General features: G+C 69.0%; 17 protein-coding genes and 6 pseudogenes. 12 read left to right on the top strand and 11 right to left on the bottom strand.

What is annotated here, in order from left to right:
- Positions 1-224: 224 nt before the first annotated feature.
- A complete protein-coding gene (locus ACIPFH_RS34820) occupies positions 225-1,364 on the bottom strand; it encodes a PucR family transcriptional regulator (RefSeq protein ID WP_401832956.1) in 1,140 nt (379 codons plus the stop codon).
- An 86-nt stretch (positions 1,365-1,450) separates the two neighbouring features.
- On the opposite strand from ACIPFH_RS34820, the gene ACIPFH_RS34815 reads away from it, so the two are divergent.
- From ACIPFH_RS34815 to ACIPFH_RS34795, 5 genes and pseudogenes are all read left to right on the top strand, one after another.
- Complete coding sequence (locus ACIPFH_RS34815) at positions 1,451-2,518, top strand: ferredoxin reductase (protein WP_401832953.1); 1,068 nt, start codon at positions 1,451-1,453, stop codon at positions 2,516-2,518.
- A gap of 7 nt (positions 2,519-2,525) precedes the next feature.
- Positions 2,526-3,644, top strand: coding sequence for a fatty acid desaturase family protein (locus ACIPFH_RS34810; protein WP_401832952.1), 1,119 nt, complete (start codon positions 2,526-2,528; stop codon positions 3,642-3,644).
- Between the two features lie 45 nt (positions 3,645-3,689).
- Positions 3,690-3,782: pseudogene (locus ACIPFH_RS34805) on the top strand (DUF6207 family protein); the annotation flags it as partial.
- A gap of 68 nt (positions 3,783-3,850) precedes the next feature.
- Complete coding sequence (locus tag ACIPFH_RS34800; RefSeq protein ID WP_401832949.1) at positions 3,851-4,444, top strand: hypothetical protein; 594 nt, start codon at positions 3,851-3,853, stop codon at positions 4,442-4,444.
- The gene (locus tag ACIPFH_RS34795) at positions 4,419-5,057 is read left to right on the top strand and encodes a hypothetical protein (RefSeq protein ID WP_401832948.1); all 639 of its coding nucleotides are present in this window, start codon (positions 4,419-4,421) and stop codon (positions 5,055-5,057) included. Before ACIPFH_RS34800 ends, ACIPFH_RS34795 begins: the two co-directional genes overlap by 26 nt.
- A gap of 23 nt (positions 5,058-5,080) precedes the next feature.
- Here ACIPFH_RS34795 and ACIPFH_RS34790 read toward each other — a convergent pair.
- Positions 5,081-5,391: pseudogene (locus ACIPFH_RS34790) on the bottom strand (transposase); the annotation flags it as partial.
- A 481-nt stretch (positions 5,392-5,872) separates the two neighbouring features.
- The gene (locus ACIPFH_RS34785; RefSeq protein ID WP_401832945.1) at positions 5,873-6,424 is read right to left on the bottom strand and encodes a GNAT family N-acetyltransferase; all 552 of its coding nucleotides are present in this window, start codon (positions 6,422-6,424) and stop codon (positions 5,873-5,875) included.
- A gap of 51 nt (positions 6,425-6,475) precedes the next feature.
- Between ACIPFH_RS34785 and ACIPFH_RS34780 the strand changes: the two genes are divergently transcribed.
- From ACIPFH_RS34780 to ACIPFH_RS34770, 3 genes and pseudogenes are all read left to right on the top strand, one after another.
- The gene (locus ACIPFH_RS34780) at positions 6,476-7,108 is read left to right on the top strand and encodes a TetR/AcrR family transcriptional regulator (protein WP_401832944.1); all 633 of its coding nucleotides are present in this window, start codon (positions 6,476-6,478) and stop codon (positions 7,106-7,108) included.
- A pseudogene (locus tag ACIPFH_RS34775) lies at positions 7,105-7,530 on the top strand (DUF4158 domain-containing protein); the annotation flags it as partial. The gene ACIPFH_RS34780 and the pseudogene ACIPFH_RS34775, both read left to right, overlap by 4 nt.
- A 79-nt stretch (positions 7,531-7,609) precedes the next feature.
- Positions 7,610-7,918: pseudogene (locus ACIPFH_RS34770) on the top strand (IS630 family transposase); the annotation flags it as partial.
- 21 nt (positions 7,919-7,939) lie between these two features.
- On the opposite strand, the gene ACIPFH_RS34765 reads toward ACIPFH_RS34770, so the two are convergent.
- From ACIPFH_RS34765 to ACIPFH_RS34755, 3 genes are all read right to left on the bottom strand, one after another.
- A complete protein-coding gene (locus ACIPFH_RS34765) occupies positions 7,940-8,350 on the bottom strand; it encodes a DUF6924 domain-containing protein (RefSeq protein WP_401832942.1) in 411 nt (136 codons plus the stop codon).
- Between the two features lie 824 nt (positions 8,351-9,174).
- A complete protein-coding gene (locus ACIPFH_RS34760; protein ID WP_401832939.1) occupies positions 9,175-12,297 on the bottom strand; it encodes a discoidin domain-containing protein in 3,123 nt (1,040 codons plus the stop codon).
- Positions 12,298-12,666: 369 nt separating this feature from the next.
- A complete protein-coding gene (locus ACIPFH_RS34755) occupies positions 12,667-12,906 on the bottom strand; it encodes a hypothetical protein (RefSeq protein WP_401832938.1) in 240 nt (79 codons plus the stop codon).
- 215 nt (positions 12,907-13,121) lie between these two features.
- Between ACIPFH_RS34755 and ACIPFH_RS34750 the strand changes: the two genes are divergently transcribed.
- Positions 13,122-13,391: an aldehyde dehydrogenase family protein gene (locus ACIPFH_RS34750; protein WP_401832936.1), complete on the top strand. Its 270-nt coding sequence runs from the start codon at positions 13,122-13,124 to the stop codon at positions 13,389-13,391.
- On the opposite strand, the gene ACIPFH_RS34745 is transcribed toward ACIPFH_RS34750, so the two are convergent.
- The 3 genes from ACIPFH_RS34745 to ACIPFH_RS34735 all read right to left on the bottom strand — a co-directional run bounded on the left by ACIPFH_RS34745 (position 13,354) and on the right by ACIPFH_RS34735 (position 16,347).
- On the bottom strand, positions 13,354-15,033 hold the full coding sequence (locus ACIPFH_RS34745) for a DUF4157 domain-containing protein (RefSeq protein ID WP_401832935.1): 1,680 nt from the start codon (positions 15,031-15,033) through the stop codon (positions 13,354-13,356). The two genes, ACIPFH_RS34750 and ACIPFH_RS34745, sit on opposite strands and share 38 nt — an antisense overlap.
- A 341-nt stretch (positions 15,034-15,374) precedes the next feature.
- Positions 15,375-15,632 (bottom strand): hypothetical protein, encoded by a 258-nt coding sequence (locus ACIPFH_RS34740; RefSeq protein ID WP_401832933.1) that lies wholly within the window; start codon positions 15,630-15,632, stop codon positions 15,375-15,377.
- A gap of 46 nt (positions 15,633-15,678) precedes the next feature.
- The gene (locus tag ACIPFH_RS34735) at positions 15,679-16,347 is read right to left on the bottom strand and encodes a hypothetical protein (RefSeq protein ID WP_401832930.1); all 669 of its coding nucleotides are present in this window, start codon (positions 16,345-16,347) and stop codon (positions 15,679-15,681) included.
- Between the two features lie 442 nt (positions 16,348-16,789).
- Here ACIPFH_RS34735 and ACIPFH_RS34730 point away from each other — a divergent pair, with 442 nt between their 5' ends.
- The gene (locus tag ACIPFH_RS34730; protein WP_401832928.1) at positions 16,790-17,536 is read left to right on the top strand and encodes a hypothetical protein; all 747 of its coding nucleotides are present in this window, start codon (positions 16,790-16,792) and stop codon (positions 17,534-17,536) included.
- Here ACIPFH_RS34730 and ACIPFH_RS34725 read toward each other — a convergent pair.
- Positions 17,451-17,705: an NUDIX domain-containing protein gene (locus ACIPFH_RS34725; protein WP_401832926.1), complete on the bottom strand. Its 255-nt coding sequence runs from the start codon at positions 17,703-17,705 to the stop codon at positions 17,451-17,453. The two genes, ACIPFH_RS34730 and ACIPFH_RS34725, sit on opposite strands and share 86 nt — an antisense overlap.
- Between ACIPFH_RS34725 and ACIPFH_RS34720 the strand changes: the two are divergent.
- Positions 17,686-17,904, top strand: a pseudogene (locus ACIPFH_RS34720) (IS110 family transposase); the annotation flags it as partial. The gene ACIPFH_RS34725 and the pseudogene ACIPFH_RS34720 sit on opposite strands and share 20 nt — an antisense overlap.
- 116 nt (positions 17,905-18,020) lie before the next feature.
- Positions 18,021-18,260: an XRE family transcriptional regulator gene (locus ACIPFH_RS34715; protein WP_401832923.1), complete on the top strand. Its 240-nt coding sequence runs from the start codon at positions 18,021-18,023 to the stop codon at positions 18,258-18,260.
- 204 nt (positions 18,261-18,464) lie between these two features.
- Here ACIPFH_RS34715 and ACIPFH_RS34710 read toward each other — a convergent pair.
- Positions 18,465-19,273 (bottom strand): annotated as a pseudogene (locus ACIPFH_RS34710) (transposase).
- Positions 19,274-19,590: the final 317 nt, after the last annotated feature.

The raw sequence follows: 19,590 nt of genomic DNA, 5'->3' as shown, positions 1-19,590 counted from the left end.
GGGGGCCGCCGGGGCGGGGGGGGGGGGGGCCCCGGGGGGGGGGGCGGGCGGGGCGGGGGGGGGGCCGGGCGGGGGGGGGGGGGGGGGGGGGGCCCCGCGCCCCCCCCCACGCCCCCCAGTCTCAGTTGGCTGATACTGCTCTTCCCCGGGCCCGCATGAGCCCGCAGATGGCACCGAGGACGAGGCACGATTCCTGCACCGCTCGCGGACGGTCGAAGAACGCGTCAGCTGACCCGAAGACCGACCGCCAGCGTCAGTTCAAGGACCCGGTGCGGCGACTCGAGATCCGGAAACAGCTCCCGCAACTGCGACATCCGGTACCGGACGGTCTGGGGATGGACGAACAACGCGGCCGCCACCTCGTTCCGCCTGCCATGGTGCAGCAGCCACGCCCGCAACGTCTCCTCCAGCCGCCCCGCGGTCGCGACAGGCAAGGTCCGCAACGGTGCGAGGGCTCGGGCACGCAGGTCTGCGAACGCGTCCACGTCGGCACTCAGCACCAGCTCGGGCAGGTGGTCCTCGGTGTCGCGGATATCAGAGGAGAGGGAGCGCGCGCGTACGGCTCGTGTGTACGAGGCGGACGCACGAGTCCATGGCCGGGCCGGGCCGACCACGGCGGTGCGGTCGGTCATCTGCCTCAAGAGATGTGATCGGTCGGCATCGGGGACGAGAAGCACGCCGAAGGCGTCCGGCAGATCGTCGAGAACGAGGGTGCTCGGGTCGAGCGTGCGGTAGGCGGGCCGGGCCTGGTCGGCGGGCAGCAGGACCGCGGTCAGCGAGACCGGAGGCTGCCATCCGGCCCGTTGAGCAGAGGCCAGCAGCACCTCCGGGCTCGCGTCGGCGAGAAGGTCGCGGACCAGTTGTTCCAGGTGGCGCTCATGAGCCCGGCCCCGGGCGGCCAGTTCGTCGGCGTGGCCCGCGGCGCTCGCGGCGGAGAGCTCGTCGATGTAGGCGAAGGTCAGCTCGGCGAACTTGGCGACCTCGGCGGCGGGCAGACCTGCGGGTACGGCACCCGCGGCCAGGCATCGCCAGGCCACGCGGGCGCCGACGCGGTAGGCGCTGAGCAGGGCGTCCATCGAACGGCCGTCGCGCACTTCGCCGCGGCCCAGCTCGTATGCTGCGTCACCGGCGTCGCCGCCCGTGGCGTTCCCGCTAGCGAGGTCCAGGTAGTGCCCCAGGGCGGTGCGGACGGCTCGGCGGATGGTGCCGCCCATGTGGCCCGAAAGGGCGTTGGCGTATGGAGGGACCTCGTCGATGATCGCCTGGACGACCTCGTCGGCGGTGCCTTTCAGCGTGGCCCGAAGTGCGGTGACCGTCGTCTCATTCAGGGCCAGTTCGGAGGCCCTCCGGATTGCATGGCTCATGTTTTGTTCCCTACGAACAATTCAGCCGACCAGATTTACGTCCTGCGGACAGGACTTTACGCCTTGAGGCGCATCAAGCTGGAGTCATGACGAGTGCAGCCCTCCGCAGTAGGGCGTGGAAACTGCTGGAGATGGTCACGACGCCGCTGCTGCCGTCGGACTACCTCGACCTGGTCAGCCCGCTGCGCGCGGGCGCTGACCTGCGTGGGCGCATCGAGGCCGTACACCCCGAGACGGGTGACGCCGCGACCATCGTGATCAGGCCGGGACGGGGCTGGCGCGGCCACACGGCCGGTCAGTACGTTCGGATCGGGGTCGACGTCGACGGGGTGCGCCTGTGGCGTGCCTACTCGGTCACCTCGCCGACCAACCGCCACGACGGCCGCGTCACGATCACCGTGAAGGCGATCCCGGACGGCAAGGTCAGCAACCATCTGGTCCGCAGGGCGAAACCCGGCACGCTGATCCAGCTCGACCAGGCGACCGGTGACTTCGTGCTGCCGGAGGCCAAGCCCGCCAAGGTGCTCTACCTGACGGCCGGCAGCGGCATCACGCCCGTGATGGGCATGCTGCGCGACATCGAGTTCGACGACGTCGTCATGGTCCACTCCGCGCCACAGCCGCAAGACGTGATCTTCCGCAACGATCTGCACGACCTGGTCGCGGCCAAGAAGCTGCGTCTCACCGAGTTGCACACCGACACAGACGGCATGCTCGACATCGCCCGTCTCGACGAACTCGTGCCCGACTGGGCCGAGCGCGAGACCTGGGCCTGCGGACCCGCGGGCCTGCTCGACGCCGCCGAAGAGCACTGGACGAAGCACGGCGTCCAAGAGCGCCTGCACACCGAACGCTTCCGCCCCAGCATCGTCGTCGCCGGCGATGGTGGCAGTAGCGGTGGCGAGGTCACGTTCAGCACCACCGGCAAGACCGTCGACGCGGACGGCGCCACGCCGTTGCTGGACGTCGGCGAGGAGGCCGGCGTGCTCATGCCGTCCGGGTGCCGCATGGGCATCTGCTTCGGCTGCGTCACGCCGCTCAAGGCGGGCGCCGTCCGCGACCTGCGCACCGGCGAGATCACCGAGGCCGAGCCGGGCGTCCTCATCCAGACCTGCGTGTCCGCCGCGGCGGGCCCCTGCGACATCGAACGGTAGGAGCACCTTGACCGCCATCGACCCCACCGCCCACCTGACCGCGGAGCAGATCGAGGAGCTTGGCCGCGAGCTGGACGCGATCCGCGACGAGGTGATCGCCGGCCGCGGTGAGAAAGACGCCGCCTACATCCGCAGGGTCATCTCGGCGCAGCGCAAGCTCGAGCTGGTCAGCAGGGGCGTGCTGCTGTTCTCGATCTTCCCGCCCGCGTGGCTGATCGGCACCGCCGGTCTGTCCGTGGCGAAGATCATGGACAACATGGAGATCGGCCACAACGTCCTGCACGGCCAGTGGGACTGGATGCGGGACCCGAAGATCCACTCCACCACCTGGGACTGGGATCACGTCTCGCCGGCCGAGCAGTGGAAGCACTCGCACAACGAGCTGCACCACACCTACACCAACGTGATCGGCAAGGACAACGACCTCGGCTACGGCATCATGCGCGTCGACGAGGACCAGAAGTGGCACCCGATCCACCTCGGCCAGCCGCTGTGGAACTTCATCAACGCCTGCTTCTTCGAGTACGGCATCGCAGCGTACGACCTGGAGCTCGGCAAGAACCTGCACAAGCGCCGCCGCAACAACCCGGAGTTCCGCGCGCGGGCCAAGGCCGTGGGCCGCAAGATCCGCAAGCAGGTGATCAAGGACTACGTGATCCACCCGCTGCTGTCGGGCCCGTCGTTCCTCACCACGCTCGGCGCCACGTTCACCGCAAACCTGGTCCGCAACATCTGGACCCACTCGGTGATCATGTGCGGGCACTTCCCCGAGGGCGTGCAGGTCTTCGAACGCCGGTCGATCAAGGGCGAGACGCGCGGTCAGTGGTACCTGCGCCAGATGATGGGCTCGGCGAACATCAGCGGCAGCAAGGCCATGCACTTCATGACCGGCAACCTCTCGCACCAGATCGAGCACCATCTGTTCCCGGACCTGCCGAGCAACCGGTATGCCGAGGTCGCGGTGAAGGTGCGCCCGTTGTTCGAGAAGTACGAGCTGGAGTACGTCACCGGGCCGCTGCCCAAGCAGGTGTTCTCCGCGTGGCGCAAGGTCTTCCGGCTCTCGCTGCCGAACAAGAAGCCCAAGGTCGCGACGCCGGACCGCGAGCAGGAGCTCGTCGCGGCCTGATTCCGGTATTGGTTCACTACCGGCGGCACCGCCGGTTTCGATGAGATCCGTTGCGGCCGGTGGGCGACCTCGACGGCAGACCGTACGACACGGGATCCGGGGCAGCCCGGTGGCCGCCTGCGCTGCTACCTGGACGTGCGCCAGGAGCTCAGCTCACAGCCCCCGGCACGCGCGCCCGGCGAGGAGTTGCAGTGCGCTGACCTGCCATGGTCGGGCCGGTGGTCCGGGGCGAACGCGCACTCGGTTTGCCGACAGGCGGGCTGGGTGGAAGACATGGGGTTGCGACGTGGACACTGCCGGAACCGATGCTCACCGCCCCTGTGTCCGACCCTGCTCTGCGGCCGGGTTGGGCGGGCGAGCCGAAGTGGGACGGGTTCCGGGCCGCCGTCCGCGTCGACGCGGGCCGGGTGGTGCTGCGCTCGAGGCGCGGCACCGAGATGGCGACATCGTTTCCGGAGCTCCTGGCCGGGGCCGTGCAGCTGCCGGACGCGACCGCGATGGACGGCGAGTTGGTCGTATGGGACGCCGCCGGTCGCCTCGCGTTCAAGCGGCTGCAGAACCGGCCTGCCCGGCGCGGGGCCGGCGCGGACCGAGCGGCACAGGAGTGGCCGGCGCACTTCGTGGCGTTCGATGAATCTCCGACTCAGGTCATCAGGACCTGTCCAGCCGATCATGCGGTTGATCCGAGCACCGGTCCGATACGGAAGGTGGGGAAACGTGGAAGCGCCGGGCCGGGGGATTCTTGGCGCGCTGGTCCTGGTAGAACAGTGACCGGTGGGTGCCCAGGAGCGCGAACGTAAGGTGTACCGGCCGCTGCGGCGGGCCGGCCTCGAGGTGATCCCGAACGCCGTCCCGGACAACACGATGCCGTTCGTCTCCGGATACGGTGCCGAGGACATTGTCGGCGGCTTCACCCACCGATACGACACCCCACGGCTCGTCGAGCGTCTCAACGAGGACTGGTACGACCTCGTGGTCTCATCGGGTCTTCTCGACCACCGGCGCGAGTTCCTCCTCCAGCTTCCACAGGGCACCCACACGCACTGGGCCTCCCTGCAGAACATGCACAGCGGCCGCCGTGCCGCACCGGCGGCCTGGACCCGCGTCCGGCTCCTGGACCGCTGGGACGTCATGGGCCGAGGCGCGGCATCGGCGTTCCTCGGCATACACGCGGGTCACCCGGGCTTCGGCATGATGGCTCTCGACAGCAGTGTGTACGTCACAGCCTCGACCGGCGAGATCGGCATTGATGTGCTCGCGGTGCGCCACCCGGACCGCTCGGAGAACATACTGCGGTACCTGGAATGGTTCGCGTTTTGGGACAGTCCCTACTCCGACCGCGAGTTGCAGGAGCGGATCGCCGTCTGGCTCGCGGGCCGCGCACCGAGTGCTGTCAGCCGTTCAGACCGATGACCCACGCGGCCCCGGTGGCCGAGTGAGGCGGTGTCACTGGCGGCGTGGACGCTGACCGCGACCTGGCAGTTGGTACGTCTGCCCAGGGCCCCGCAGTACTGCGGAGCCACCCCGGCCGACATCCGGCCGTCCTTGGGCACCGAGACGTCGTCGATCACCCGGCCGTCGGGGCGATAAGCGGCAGCATGCGTTCGCAGATCCACCGCCGCACCGGCACCGGGTCCCAAGTGGACTGGTTCACGAACTGCTGCCGGTTCTGCTCGTTGCCGCCCGGAAGTCTCAACGCCATGGCCTGGATCGACCTGGGACGGCCGTCCAGCATCAGTCCCCGGAGACGGTGTGTGGCATACCGACGCCCGCACAGACGTACGGATGCTGCTCCAGCACGCCATCGATCAGCGTGCGCACCGGCCGGGGGCGACCCACAGATGCCACGCCACGCCCCCGACTTCCTGGCCTGTCACCGTGCGGACGAGCGCGGGACCAGCGCGCCGGATCTCGCCGCGCCCCACACCCAGGAGGCGGGTCACAGGCGGGTATCCACACGTTGGGCTCCGCTGGTCAGGGCGAGCGGGGGCTCACCATCGACGGAGAAGACCAGACGTTGGCGATCTCTCCCACTGGACAGCCGAGCTGGGCTGCCGCCCCCGCCGCAGAGGGTGCCGGAGCTGAAAAAACTCGACCACTTCTTCGGCGCTGCCGTTTTCTCGCAGAGCGGCGCGCACCCCTAGCCCCCCTCGTGCGCGAAGTCTCCCGCTACATAAGGCCTTTGAAGCGACGGCCTATCTGTCGGACCGAGCCGTGCCGCCGGTCGGTCACGAACCCGGGGTTCGCCATTCGGGAGCGAGGACCGCCCAAACCTGCTTGTCGTAGCGCACGCCCTCGTACGGCCATGCCTCGCGTCGCACACCTTCCAGCGACATGCCCAGCCGCTTGGCCACCGCTGAGCTGCGGTCGTTGTCGGCCCGGCAATGCCACTCGGCCCGGTGCAGCCCCCGGGACGTGAAAGCCCAGTCCAGCAGCGCGCCACAGGCCAGTGTGACCAGACCGTCACCCTCAGCGGAGGGCTCCAGCCAGCAACCGATCTCACACGAGCCGACCGCGGCATTGAAATCGGTGAACATCACACCGCCGACCAACACTCCACCCCGCCAGATGCCGTACAGGCGGGCACCGTCGTCGGCCTGGCGTTCCGCATACCGCTTGAGCGTGGCCCGCGCTCCATCCACATCGTCGGTGACGAACGCGGGTCCGACCCACGGCCGAATGTGCTCGCGGGCCCGGTCCAGATGGTCAGCGAACTCCTCGGCATGCCAGACCTCCAGCCCACCGAGGCGAGCACCGTCGCGCAGCGGCAGCGAGAACATGAGAGCCTCCCCATTCACATAACAAGCGTTACGGCAATGTACCGTGGCAGCATGCCACGCACCAAGGGAGATCACGAGGCCCGCCGCCGCGACGTCTCCGAAGCGGTCTGGCAGGTCATGGCCACACGCGGCTTCGCCGGCCTGACTCTGCGCGCCGTCGCCACCGAACTTGGCGCGACCACCGGCCTGCTCACCCACTACTTCCCCACCAAACACGCCCTGGTGGAGTACGCCCTTCACCTGCTCGAACAGCGCACCATCTCCCGCCCCCGCCGCCAAGCGGGCCAAGGCCGGGCCGCCCTCAGGGACGCACTGCTGGACATCCTGCCGCTGACCCCCGAGGCCACCGACAGCAACCGGATCTGGGTCTCCTCCTGGGACGCTGCGCTCTCCGACCCCGACTTGAACACCGACTACGCCCGCAAGTACGCCCAAAGCCGCGACAGGCTGAGCGAGCGGGTGGCCGCAGCTCAGGAACTCGGCGAACTGCCCCCCGGCAACCCCGCGCACATCGCGGCCGGCGCACAGTCCTTCATTCTCGGCCTGGTGGTCCAGGCACTGTTCGCCCCGGCAGCCTTCCCACCACAGCGCCAGGTCGAGCTCCTGGACGACTACCTAGCCACCCTGACCGCCCGCACCGATCCCACAACGATCACACAGCGCGATCCTGACGGCGGGCTCTGAGCACGATCGACCGCCAGCTGCTGCGGCCCTGCCGTGCAGCACCCGGACCGCCACCCACATGGGGTGACGCTCGGGGCTCAAAATCGTCGATCACCTTACGCTCCGTCAGGTCACCTGGCACCGCCGCGCGCATCACACCGACGGATCAAGGAGCGGGCGGCGCCCACCAACCTTCCGAACGACGCACAGCGCAGGTACTTCGGTCACTTCACCGACCGGACGAGGGGCAGCTCGCCGCGTCCTTCCTGCTGGAGCACACCGCCCGGCGCCGCACGACGGCCGCCCGTGGCGCGCGAACCCGGATCGGCCGGGCCGTCCAGCTCGGCACCATCCGCTATCCGGACACCTTCCCGGACAACCCAGAACAGGTGCCTGCCATCGTGGCCGGCCATGCCGCCGAGCAGCACCCCGCTGCGGCTTCGACCACGGAGCAGGCAGCCCGGCTACAGCAGCTGGTTGTCGTCCCCACCGGCAAGCGCCTCTCGGAGCTGGACCGACTGCGCCGCCCGATCCGACGGCACCCCGATCCACGTGATCCTGGACAACCTGTCCGCCCCAAAGGCCCCGACCTACGCCTCCTGGGCCAACCCGATCGAAGCCCGCTTCGGACCACTGCGGCAGTTCACCATCGCCAACTCCCACCACCCCGACCACACCGCGCAGACACGGGCATGGCACGCCTACCCGCGGTGGCGCAGCGCCAACGCCCGCCGCCGCGACGTCCCGGCCGCAGAGCCCAAGGAACGCGCCCGCGTCCGCAGCGAGAAGGGCATCGGCTGGGACGGACGCCCAAGCGCGTCCGCAGCCTGACACCGCCCAACGGCCAGTGACTCAGAAGCCTCGGAAGACGCCGTCCTCGTCGACGGCGCCGGCGAACTCCTCGAAGTCCATGTTCGCGCCCGAGAGGTTGTTCTCAATGCTCCACAGCTGGGCTGCCACAACGCGGACACCGCGCCCGCGCTCACCCTGCAGGTCCAGCACGAGGACCGGCCGTTCAGCCGAGGAGAGGGCTACAGAGTCCGCCAAGACAAGAAGCGGATGCTGGTACTCCGCGGGGATCAGGTCGAGGGCCTGGTCGGATGCCAAACCCTCGTACCTCCGGTCATCGACGACTGCGACGTTGGCCAAGAAACCGTCCCTGCTGGGCGAGAACAGCGACGCCCGCAGAGCGCCCCACGCACCGTCTGACGAGAAGTCGGTGCGCACAACGAGGGCTTCCCAAGTGCAGGGGAACTGATTCATGCGCGGACAATACCGCCAACCCGGTGAACCGATCCGGTCACAGCACTCGTGTCATGCGCCGGAAGTTTCAGGCCTGATTCTGCAGCCTATTTTCATGGCGCATCGGGGTCCGCGTGCTGTCGAGAAAGTGCTGTCCGAGGAGGAGCGCGCCGAGTTGTCGCGTTGGGCGGGAGGTGGGGCGGGATCTCGTTCGGCCGAGCGCGCTCGGATCGTCGTGTCCTGTGCAGATTGTGCGTCAGGTTCCCAAGTTTTCGGACGACTTGGGCGTCAACGTGGCGACGGTCGGCCCGCATCTGCTCGACAGCGGACTCCCCGGTCGCCGCGGCGGCCGAAACGTCCCGCAGCGCGGGCTGGACGGCCTACGACAGCGGGAAATCCGCCGCCGCCGAACGCCACTACCCCACCGCCCTGCGGGCCGCCGCCAGCGCCGACGATCCCATCGTCGCAGCGAACACACCCTCGCGTTCCGGGCCATCCAGCACTACTCCACCGGCGACCCCGCGGCGCGGTCGACCTCGTCGAAGCCGCCCAGTCCCAGGCACCGAAGACCGGCTCAGTGCAGCTGGGTGCGGACGGCTTGAGCGGTCTTGGGTGAAGCCCACCCGACCAGGGGCGGGCGGGGCTTGACCGGATGGCATCCGTCCTGCTGCCGGCAGCAGGACGGCCGGGAACGCATGGGCCCTGCGGTCCGGGGAGTTCTCGGTTTCTGCACCCTCCGGCTGCACGCTCGTGCACCCTCCGGCTGCACGAGCGGCTGACAGGGCGGTGGCCAGGGTCCGTTCTCGCCCCGCCCCGGCCTTGCGGTCGATCTGAACGCGACGATGTCAGGAGGTGTGGAGGGAGAGGGCGACGAGGGATGCGTATCCCTTGACCCAGCCAGGGACGGACAGCGCCACGTAGCGCGCCGATCCTGTCGTACTGAGCCGCGCGGTACGGCCCTTCACCGACAGCTCACCGATTTCCTGGTAGATGACGCCGTCATTGCCGAACTCTGCCCGCGCTGCGGCTATCTTGCCTGAGCCCCATGTGGCGACCACTTCCGTGACGTGCCGTTCCGCGCCCAAGTCGACGACCATGCGGCCGGCCCGGCCGGGCGTCCAGGCTGTCTTCTTGTCGCCATCGACGGCGGCCGCCGGGTCGGACATCCCGTTGGGAAGGGGGGCGGTGGGGAAGACTGGGCGGCCGAGGGCCGCGTCCGAGAGCGGCCACGGTGTCGCCTTGTGCAGAACGACCTCGGTGGTGCGGTTCTTGCGGACCGTGGCCTTCACGCTGGTGCCCTGCCCGATCACGATCGCCTTGCATGGCGGGCCGCTGAGCCGGACCGTCGTACCGTCGATGACCTCGGCACGTAGGTCCACCGGGATCGTGCCGCCTTGGGTGGAGCGAAGTTCGAAGCGAGGTGGCTCCACCCGGGCCGAAGCAGCGGCAAGATCGGCACTGTATGTGGTCCCGGTCGCGGTCATGATCTGAACCCCGGCGTACAGATTCAGTCGGTCAGGGTTCTGGGGCAGCTCGGCCTCCGCTGCCACGTCCTTGGCGGAGAGATTGAACAGAACGAGGTGGCTCTCAGTGACACTGACCGCCACGGCCGCGGGCTGCGCCTTCGGCGCGGGCTTCTCGGCGGTGATACGCACGTCTTTCGCGCTCGCCCCCGGGATGCCTTCGACGAGCAGCCGTTCCGTCGGGCCGTCGGACAGCACGATTGTGTCCGCGTAGACCGCCAGAGGATTGGACGCACCTCTGACAATGAGTCCTGCCCGCCCGTCCAGTGCCAGCCACCCTCCCTGAGAGGTCAGGTCCGCCACCGGCCAACTCACCAAGTCCTTCCATGTGGTGCCGTTCGTGGAACCCTGCAGGAGGTAGGCGCGGCCGGCGGCGCTCTCCCAGCGCAGGGTGACGCGGTCGACCTCACGCTCCGCCCCCAGGTCAACCGCGAGCCAGCTGTCGGCACGGCTTCTCTCCGCTTTGGCGACGGCCCAGCGGCTGGCCGGGTCGCCATCGACCGCGTACTTCGGGTCACGGCCGGGGTCGTAGGAAGAGGCAGTAGCGGTACTGCCGCCCGCTAGGTCCATACCGTCCTTTCCGTCGCGGGCTTCGAAGGCGTACAGCGAGTAGCCGAAGGTCAGGTGCGGGGTTAGGCCGCGCATCCGCAGGTGGCGATACGCGCCGCGCGGGAAGGCGAGTTCGTCGGTCCGGCCTCCCCCCGGCTGCGGAGCGTCGCCGTCGCGAGCGGGGATCGTGGTGGTGCCCTCTGCGGTGGTGTAGGTCCGGCTGCCGTCCAGGCCTGGCATCCCCGGCATGGTGAGGTTGTGCACTTCCAGGTGACCTTCGCCGGGGGCAGTGCCTGAGGTGGCGTAGACGACCGCGCCTCCGGGAAGGGTGGCCAGTCCTGCGAATCCGTTCTCCAGGGTCAGCAAGGACGCGCTGCCGTCAAAGCCGTCGCGGAGCCGGTGGTAAGTGACGGCCTTTCGGTTCTCCACCTTCGAGGTCGTCGTCGGCAAGAACACCGGGGACTTACCGCTGATGCGGAAGAGCCAGTCGTCGTGGCCGGGCTGCCAGGCAAACTTCACGAAGCCGGGCTTGGTGACGGTTCCCGCCCAGGCGCCGGGCGACTGGTGGGCAAGCAGCCCGGGGGCGATTCCGTAGTCCGTGGCGCCGCTCGCACGGGCGAACAATTCCTGGGAGGTCAAGGGCTGGACCGGGGCACCCACCCGGCATTCGTGCAGCAGGTAGCTGATGGCCAGTTCAGCCCGTGCCTCGGGCTCGTACTTGGCCTCGCCGGAGAACTTCGCCAACCGGTTCTGGGGCGGGTAGGCCTGGTAGGCCTCCAGCCGCTCGGCAAGCGTGGCCTCGCAGCGCGCCGCGGCACGGTCGCCGAGCACCTGGGCAAGGAAGGCGAGGGGAATGACATCCCGCCCGTACAGGTGCTCCCGGTCGTCAACCATCGGCATCAACGGCTCGCCGGCGTCGCTCATGACGCCCAGGATGGTCCGCCACAGGGGGTCGGCGTTGGGCTGCGCGGTCAGCACCTCGGGCAGAGGGCGTCCGGCGGCGAAGAAGTGAGCGGCGTTGCGGGCCGAGGTACGCCACAACTCCGCCTGGTAGTGCGGGCCGAAGGAGTCGTGATTCTCCACTATGAACGTGTCGTGGAGGTTCTGCGCGGTGTTGTCGCTGATTGGCACGCCGTCCACCGTGGCGGGGTTGGCGAGGTCGGCGGCGGGCAGCCCGGCCTCGTTGCGGCTCCAGCGGCCGAAGGCGGTACGCCAGGACGGATAGCGGGGGTCCTGGTGTCCCCAGGCGACGCCGGGCGCGAGGGCCTGGGCGTAGACGCCCATCTCCTCCAGCTTCGTGTCTCCTTTGTACCCGCCGGTGAGTCCGTTCGGAGTCCAGCCGCCCGAGCCCGGGTCGTTGCCGGTACCGAGGGCCGTCGTGTACGCCGCCTGTTCCCGGGCAATGGCATCGACGTGCTGACGTGTCGTCTCGTCGAGATCCTGCCACAGAAGCCGCGCGGCGAGCACGAAGTACGACTGGAAGGTGGTGTCCCAGTACAGCTGCCGGCCCCAGGCAGAACCGCCTGCGAGCCGATTGGCGGCGGCGAAGTGCTTGAGGGTGGCGACGGTACGGGCACGCAGGCTTTCACGGTCGATACCGGCCGCGTCGGCGTCGTAGGAGCCCCGGGTCACCAGTACGGCGTTGCCGAGGACGACGGCGAACCCGAAGTCCTTCGCCGTATAGCGCCCAGCGGCAGCGTCCCACTGGCTCTCCGACCACCGGGTGTGAGCGAGTAGAACCCGGTAGTAGGTCTCGGCCACGGGCCCCACGGACATGGCGGCGGCCGCGGCCGCTGGTGCGCCGACGGCCGCGAGAGGAAGCGCTGCAAGAGCGGTCGCCGTACCCGCGAACTGGATGAGTTGACGGCGGCTCAGTGCGGCTGGAGGAGATTCCAACGGACAAACCCTTCTTAGACAACGTTGTCAGGGGTGGCCCCATTCTTTGGGTGTGGCAGGTAACGGTCAAGCCGTTGGCCGCCGCAAAATCTTCAATTCGGAGACATTTCTCCGTCGCCCCCATGACAGAGGCACTACGGGCCACTGCGGCGGCACTGACATGCGTCCGAGCGTTCCTCCGGCGCCAGGAACTGAGTTGCGCCTCGCACCCGATCGGCGCGGAGCAGGAGCCGGACTGCACAGACTGGATCGCTGTATGCGGGGGCTCGATCTGGGGCGGCTACATGACGCGGCCGACTGCAGGCGAGCGGCGCGCTCGGTCCCGGAATGAAGGGCCGGGCGCGCCGCTGCCGGTGCGGGCCGGAGGACTCACGCGTCAGTCAGCCGCGCACCGGGCGGTACCGGGTGTCTGTGGTGGCCGCCGTGGTGGCGGTTGCCCCAGGAGGCCTTGTCGACAATGCGGTCGTGGAGGTTGCGCAGGGTGGCAGCGTGTGAGCGGCTGTCCCAGATGTGGCGGCTGCGGTTCTGGTACAGGTCGGTGCGGGTGTCGCGGCCCTCACCGGTGTGGATGGCCGGCCACGCCCGTCCGGAGCGACAGGCACGCTGCACGGCAACATCGGCCCCGAACAGCAAGAGCTCGTCGACAAGGCCCTCCGCGCGGTCCTCGACCTGTAGCCGTCGCGAACGGCGGTCGGGCCACGAACCGCGCTGGTAGGGCGTCGGGCGTCCGCTGGGGGATACGGCCGTCTCCACGACCGTCCCGATGTCGATCTCGTCGTCCGGCCCGTTAGGGTCCCGGGCACGGTTCGTGCCCCTACACGAATATGGAGGACGCCCTGGCCCGCGCCAACGGGACCACATACGGCCTCTCGGGCTCGGTGTGGGGCACCGACACCGACCGGGCGGCCGTGGTGGCGGCGCGCCTCGAGTGCGGCACGGCCTGGGTCAACACCCACTACGCGCTCGGACCGCACCTGCCCTTCGGCGGCCACAAGTGGAGTGGAGGGCACCGAGAACGGTGCGTGGGGCTACCACTCCTTCACTCGCTGACGGGCGTCACGGCAGGAGGATCTCCAGCCAGGGGCTCATCATGATCCCCTGGTCGCCCCGCTCCCGTTGCTGCAGACCGCCTTGCGCGTCTTCCAGCTTCTGGCTGCCGCTCTCCCAGAAGGTGTACGGCGCCCCGCCCGTGGCGTCGGGAATCAGCGCCCAGAACTGGTAATGGGTCACGGTGAGGTAGACCCGCTTCTGGATGTAGTCCAGGACCACCTTGACGTTGTGGGCGCCGTTGGTGCCGGTCCCGGTGTACTCGGCGTAGCCGCGTGGGCTGGTGGCCTGGTTCTGCACCGAGGAACCGGCGCCGCTCTGCGAGTTGCTGGTGTAGTGCTGGTGCAGGGCCTGTCCGTGAGCGGGAACGGCGGCGGCGTCGAAGCCGTTGGCGGGGAGCCTGCCGTAGTCGTCCTGGTGCCAGCTGCGCAGGGTGCCCGGGGCGGTGGGGCTCTTGGTCCGGTTCGCCCGCTCCGCGGCGTCGCGTTCGTCGACCACATGGCCCGACCCGGCAGGCGCCTCCAGTTGGAAGCGGACGTCGAACAGGAGATTGAGGAGCGGACGAGGCAACAGGTTGCGGGCCTGCGGCCAGGTCAGCTGCTTGAGCGCCAGGTTGGCGCCGGCGGCGGAGTGGTTCTGAAGCCTGGGTTGCGTCTCCGGGTAGGTGTCGCCGAAGACTCCCGGACCGAGGCCCTCGGCGATCAGTTGGCGCATGGTCGGATCGTCCCCCCATACGACGTCGGCCGACCTGCCCTGTTTCGTGTGCTCGTACGCGACCGCGGAATCGGGCTCGGTCGCGTAGCGCGTGGTCCGGTTCGGCGAGGAGGCGCCGTACGCCCGCTGGGCCGTCTGGAGGACCTGGAGCAGGTCGGCCGCCTCCCTGACGGCACCCTCGGTGTCGGGCGGGGTGGCCTTCAGGAATCCCGCCATCACCGCCATGCGACGTTTGAGTTCCTTGGCCTCGTCGTCGCCGGCCATCCGGGTCGCCTGCATGAAGTCGTCCCACAGGACCGTGGCCACGTAGACCCTGAGCTGCTGTGCCGTAACGGTGCCGGCGTCGGCCCCGAGCCCTTGGAGGTACATCTGCGGGGTCACAACGGCGAGGCGCTGCACGGTCGCTTCGCCGACCGACCCGCCGGCCGGTCGGGTACCGCCGGCTTCGGCCGACCGCTGCGCGCTCCAGTCGGTGGGCACCGGACCGGCCATCACCCGATGGGCGTTGGCCTCGGCCTCCCGTTCGAACCGGTCAGCGGGATCGCTCACCGACAGACCGTCGGCGGTGGGCGTGCCGGCCACCGGCCCACGGCGCTGCTGGACGACGTGCGTCAACTCGTGCGCGAGAGTGTGCGCGTCGGTCACCCCCTCGCCGAGGACGATGCTGCTTCCGGAGGTGTAGGCGAGGGCGCCGACCTCCTTGGCGGACTGCCGGGCCACGGCGTCGGTGTGCAGCCGGACGTCCGAGAAGTCCGTGCCGAACCTGGACTCCATCTCCGCCCGCACCGGCGCGTCCAGCGGGCGCCCCGCCGAACGCAGCGCCTCGTGCACGGCCGAACGCTGCACCGGTCGGTCGTGTCCGCAGTGCGCGCCATGGGTGTGCTGTTCCCGCTGCCCCAGCCGTTGTTCCAGCGCACGCGCGACAGCGGCGTTGCCGGCGGTGCGCTGCAACGCGGTGAGCGTCGCCGGAGACATGGCGTCGGCCGGTGACCGCGGCGCAGTCAGCGGTACGGCCGCGGGCATTCGTGCCACGGATGCCGGTACGGCGCCTTCGTCGCGCTGCCTCTGGGTGCGCACAGGCACGTTTCCTCTCGCGTCGGCAGGTGGCGGTGGTTCCGGCCCCTGGATCACAGACTACGGGGGAGTCGTGCGAAAGGACGTCACAACCATGGTCCACCGGACGGAAGTTGGCGTGGAACCTGTGCTCGGCGCAGCTCCGCCTCCCGGTGCCACCGAGTCATGGACGCTCATCCCGCGCCGATCGTGGAGGTCGGGAGCACCGGTCGGTCGTGTCCGCAGTGCGCGCCATGGGCGTGCTACTCGTACTCGCCTTCGCCGTGCCCTTCTTCCACCGGATCGTTGTCGCGGCCCTCGGCGGTCAGACGGTAGGTGACCCTGGGAGCCAGTTCTGTGTCACCTCGAGCGACCATGGCCGCGAAATTGGTCCGCGAGATACCGGCCTTCACGATGTCGTCAATATGCAGCGAGTGGGGGTAGCACTCCTTGAGGAGTTCCCAGGCGAGATACTGCTTGGCTTTGGACGAGGTGAGTTTCCGCGGCCCGCCCGGCCCCACACAGCCGCCCCGCGCACCATGCCGGCACGGCCGAGCGGCCCCGGGGTCAGCTGAGGCCGAGCGTGGCCAGCGCGGTGGTCCAGTCGGTGACAATCGCCTGCTGTGCCTGCGTGAGGGTGACCTTGCCGGCGCAGACCGCGGTGTGCAGCTTCGTCTCCACCGGGTCCTTCAGGTTGTTGACCCCACCGCCCTTCTTGTGGTTCGGGTCGGCCGGCTCCACCCACAAGTTGCGGTAGTCGTTGGGGTCGCCGCCCAGCTGCAGGCTGATCAAGTGGTCGTACTCGGCGTCGCTCATGTTCCCGGCGAAGCCGTAGGAGGCGGCGTTGAGCTTCTTCTCCTTGCCTGTTACGTACGTGGAGGGCCTCACGCCGGAGGTGTAGCCGCCCTTGCGGCAAATCGTCGACTTCAGGTTCGCCTGCGTGACGGCCGGAGAGATCGCGCCCGGCGTGCACTCCGGGTCCTCCAGCGGCTCCCCCTTCTCATAGCGGTAGTGGCAGCTGCCCGCCGCCGGCTGCTGCTGCACCGTGTACTTCTTCCGCGGGCCGGCCCCCACCGCGATCGACCGGGCCCCGCCCGCGGCACCCGACGAAGCCGGGGCCGGCACCGCAGGGCCGGGTGACGACGGGTCCGACGTACCCAGCGGGACGGACGAACAGCCCGCCAGAACCAGGCAGGTCAGCAGCGCGGGCGAAGCGACGCGGCGGGTGGAGCGCATGACGAACCCCTCACGGGCAGGCGATAGCTGAGCAGATGCTGCCCTACCGGGAATTCCGTACTCCGGGCGGGGTGCCCGGGCGGGAGCACCCACGCCGTCCGGCGGGGCGGCCACAGGGAACACCCCCCAGACGTCGTAGACAGCGCTGCGGGTGGTTTGGTCGACTCGGCGCTCGTCGGCAAGGTCCCGGACGGCTGCCGCGAGGCTGCCAGGGGCGACCCCGAAGCCGCCGACAGACGACTCCACTCCCGACATCGCGGCCCCACCCCTGGGCCCGTCAGGGCACGAACCCTCGTGGCCCCCGACGGCCGGAGGTTCCGCTGCACGGTCTCCCGCGAGATACGGCCGGTGTTCCGGCGGGGTGGCCGAGAACCGGTGGGACGGTGACTTCGGGCCAGCTACCGGAAGTCAAGTCCGCTTTCAGGACCAACCGCCTGTGTGGATGCGCCGGAATGCGCTCGGTTTTCACCACTATGTACGGATGATGTCGTCAGGTAGTGACCAGGAACCTCGCACCCTCGACGACGTCCAGGCCAGGATCGGAAAGCGCCTGGACGATGTCGCCAAGATCCTTGCCGGTGCGCTCGTCACCGTGGCCGGGATCATGACCGCACTGGGACTGACGAGCGATGTCGTGTTCGTCGCGCTCAACAACGAGTCGTGGCCCATCTTCGTGGCTGCGCTCAGCGCCATCCTCGCCATCGTTTGCAGCATCGTTGCCCTGCTCATCCATCCGACACGGCGAGGCAACCTGGCGGAGACGGTTGTCCTGGGGCTCGGTGTCATCTTCTACATGGTGGCCCTGAGCGTGGCGGTCGTCGGCGCGGCTCAGGCCGCAAGTGGGAACGGGCGTCCGACGCTGGTCAGCGTCAAGGTCGAAGGGCCGGAATCCGACCGGAGGCTGACCTTCGGTGTCCATGCGGACGGTGTTGACCGATGGGCGACCGTCAACGTGTACGTGACCGCCGTTAACGCCAACCTGGAAGATCTGCCCGGTACGACCAACCTCTACAGCGTCAGCCTCAGACCCAACGAGAAGGGTGATATCGACCACCGGGCCAGCGTGTCCCTCGCGGCTCCACGGAATGCCTGGGGAATCCAGATCATCGCCGAGACTGCCGGTGGTAACGGGGACTGTGGGAGTCGATCGCCGCACGGCCCCGGGTGCGCGGTGGTCCAGTTGTCCTGACCTTCCGAAGGAAGGCGAAGAGCGTAGGGCCGATGAACCGTAACGACCCGTTGGGCTGCTGGCCGCTCTCCTCCAGCAACTCGCGGACAGTAGCCTGACGAGGAGATTCGCCTTCCTCCACACGCCCACCCGGCAGTTCCCAGTGCTGGCGGAATCGATCGAGCGCCATGTTCCTCTCCGCCTTCGCCTGCATGAACGCCGATCCCGCCTCCCGCACCTACTACGACAAGCAACGCGCCCGTGGCAAAACCCACACCCAGGCCCTCCTCCGCCTCGCCCGCCACCGCATCAGCGTCCTGTTCGCCATGCTCCGAGACGGCACCTTCTACGAATCCCGCACGCCCGCGGACGTCGAGCCCGCCGCATGACCCAGCAAGACCGAATCACCCCAACCCGACAAGGGTGCCTTGACGAAGGACATAGAGGCACCCCCGGCGTCGGGGCCCAAGCGTATAAAGACGTCGGACTCGGGCAGGAGAAGCGGATGGCTGACCTTTCAGAGTTGCTGCAGCAGGGGATGCGCCGCCGTCACCTGAACGCGCAGGCACTTGCCGCGCGGACCGGTATCCGCACCCCCCGCATCCGCGTCTTCGTCCAGGAAGGCGCTGGCGGCCCCGTCCATCCCACGCAAGCGGAGCTGGCCGAAATCGCCGCCGCTCTGGCCCTGCCCCTGCCTGACGTCCTTGATGCCGCTCGTACTCCCCAGGCGGCTCCATCGGCCTGACCGGTCCCGGCAGGCCGGGTGCGCCAGGTGGTTCGGGCGAAGGCCTTCAGCTTGTTCTTTAAGGTCTGGCGTGATCGCGTTCGCTGATCGTCTCAGGGCGTTTGACGTTGCCCACGTCATAGCGAGCGGCGGGCCATCGGTTCCTGGAGCCAAGTGGTCTGCCGGGGCCTGGCCGCGTGAGTTTCGGCCCACGGGCGGGGCAACTCAAGGTGGCACGGAGGTTCCGGAACCCGCGGCGGACCCGAGCCGGGGTGAGCCGACCGGGCTTCGCCGGCCGTTCCCAGGGACGGCGGAGGCCCTCAACGAGCGGGCGGCCGAGCCGCAATGGGGTGTGGGCGGTGATGGCCAGCCACGTCCAGCGGTCCGCCGCCTCAGGAGTACGGATTTTGGGACAAGTCCAGCCCAGGGTCTGCTTGGCCATGCGGAACGTGTGCTCCAGGTCGAATCTGCGCAGGAATGGCCGGCCGAGCACTTCGACCGGCAGGCCGTCCAGCAGCCGTCCAGCAGATAGGCCATGTGCGGGGCGTCGTATCCGGCGTCGAAGACGATGAGGATGTCCGCATCGCCCGGGCGCCACTGCGCGCCCGCGATCAGATCCTCCACCACGCGGCGGACCTGAACGGCGGTGACCTCGGCGACGTCGTCCTCGGGCCCGAGTCGGACAGCGTCCGGCAGCCGGCACCAGGACGTGCGGCCCGATTCGAGAGCGGCGACGAACGAGTATGGCCAGCCGGGGATCACCAAGTGCTGGTCCCGGCTTCGGCCGTAGGTGTGGCAGAACAGCCGCTCGGCGCTGCACGGTGCGTCCGGCCGCAGCCAGTTGCTCACGTCCCGGCCAGGACGAGCCGACCGTCGGCCGCCTTGGGCTGGGGCAGCGCGGCCAACGTCCGCCGCAGCCGCCCGGTGTCGATCCGACCACGGTTGAGAGCCTCGTAGAGCGCACCGTGTCCGCGGCGGCGTTCGGCCGGCAGCGTCAGGTCCACCGGTGTTCTCACCGGCCCGTCCGCGCACAACAAGGCGTCCGTCAGCTCGAACAGTTCGTCACGTCGGGCGGTCAGACACGAGTAAAAGTCGTCCCGGAAGTGTCACGCCACAGCGAACGCATCCCGCTGGGCATCGTGATGCAGCAGACTCATTCCCCACGGCCTTCGTACTGGTCAAGTGCCTCTTTGGTCGGAGCACAGGATCGAGCGAAGGCCGTATTCATGTCCCGGGACTTCCCGTTCGGGCGATCATGTTCGAGGTGTCGTTCGAGGTCGGCATGACCGAGCGTTTCAAGTTGGCCCTACCCTCTGATCTGTCGGCATCGCCCCCTGGTCCGGATACTGAG

Source organism: Streptomyces sp. NPDC088157, assembly GCF_044741545.1.
Lineage (GTDB): Bacteria > Actinomycetota > Actinomycetes > Streptomycetales > Streptomycetaceae > Streptomyces.
This window is presented reverse-complemented; position numbering and strand designations above follow the sequence as displayed.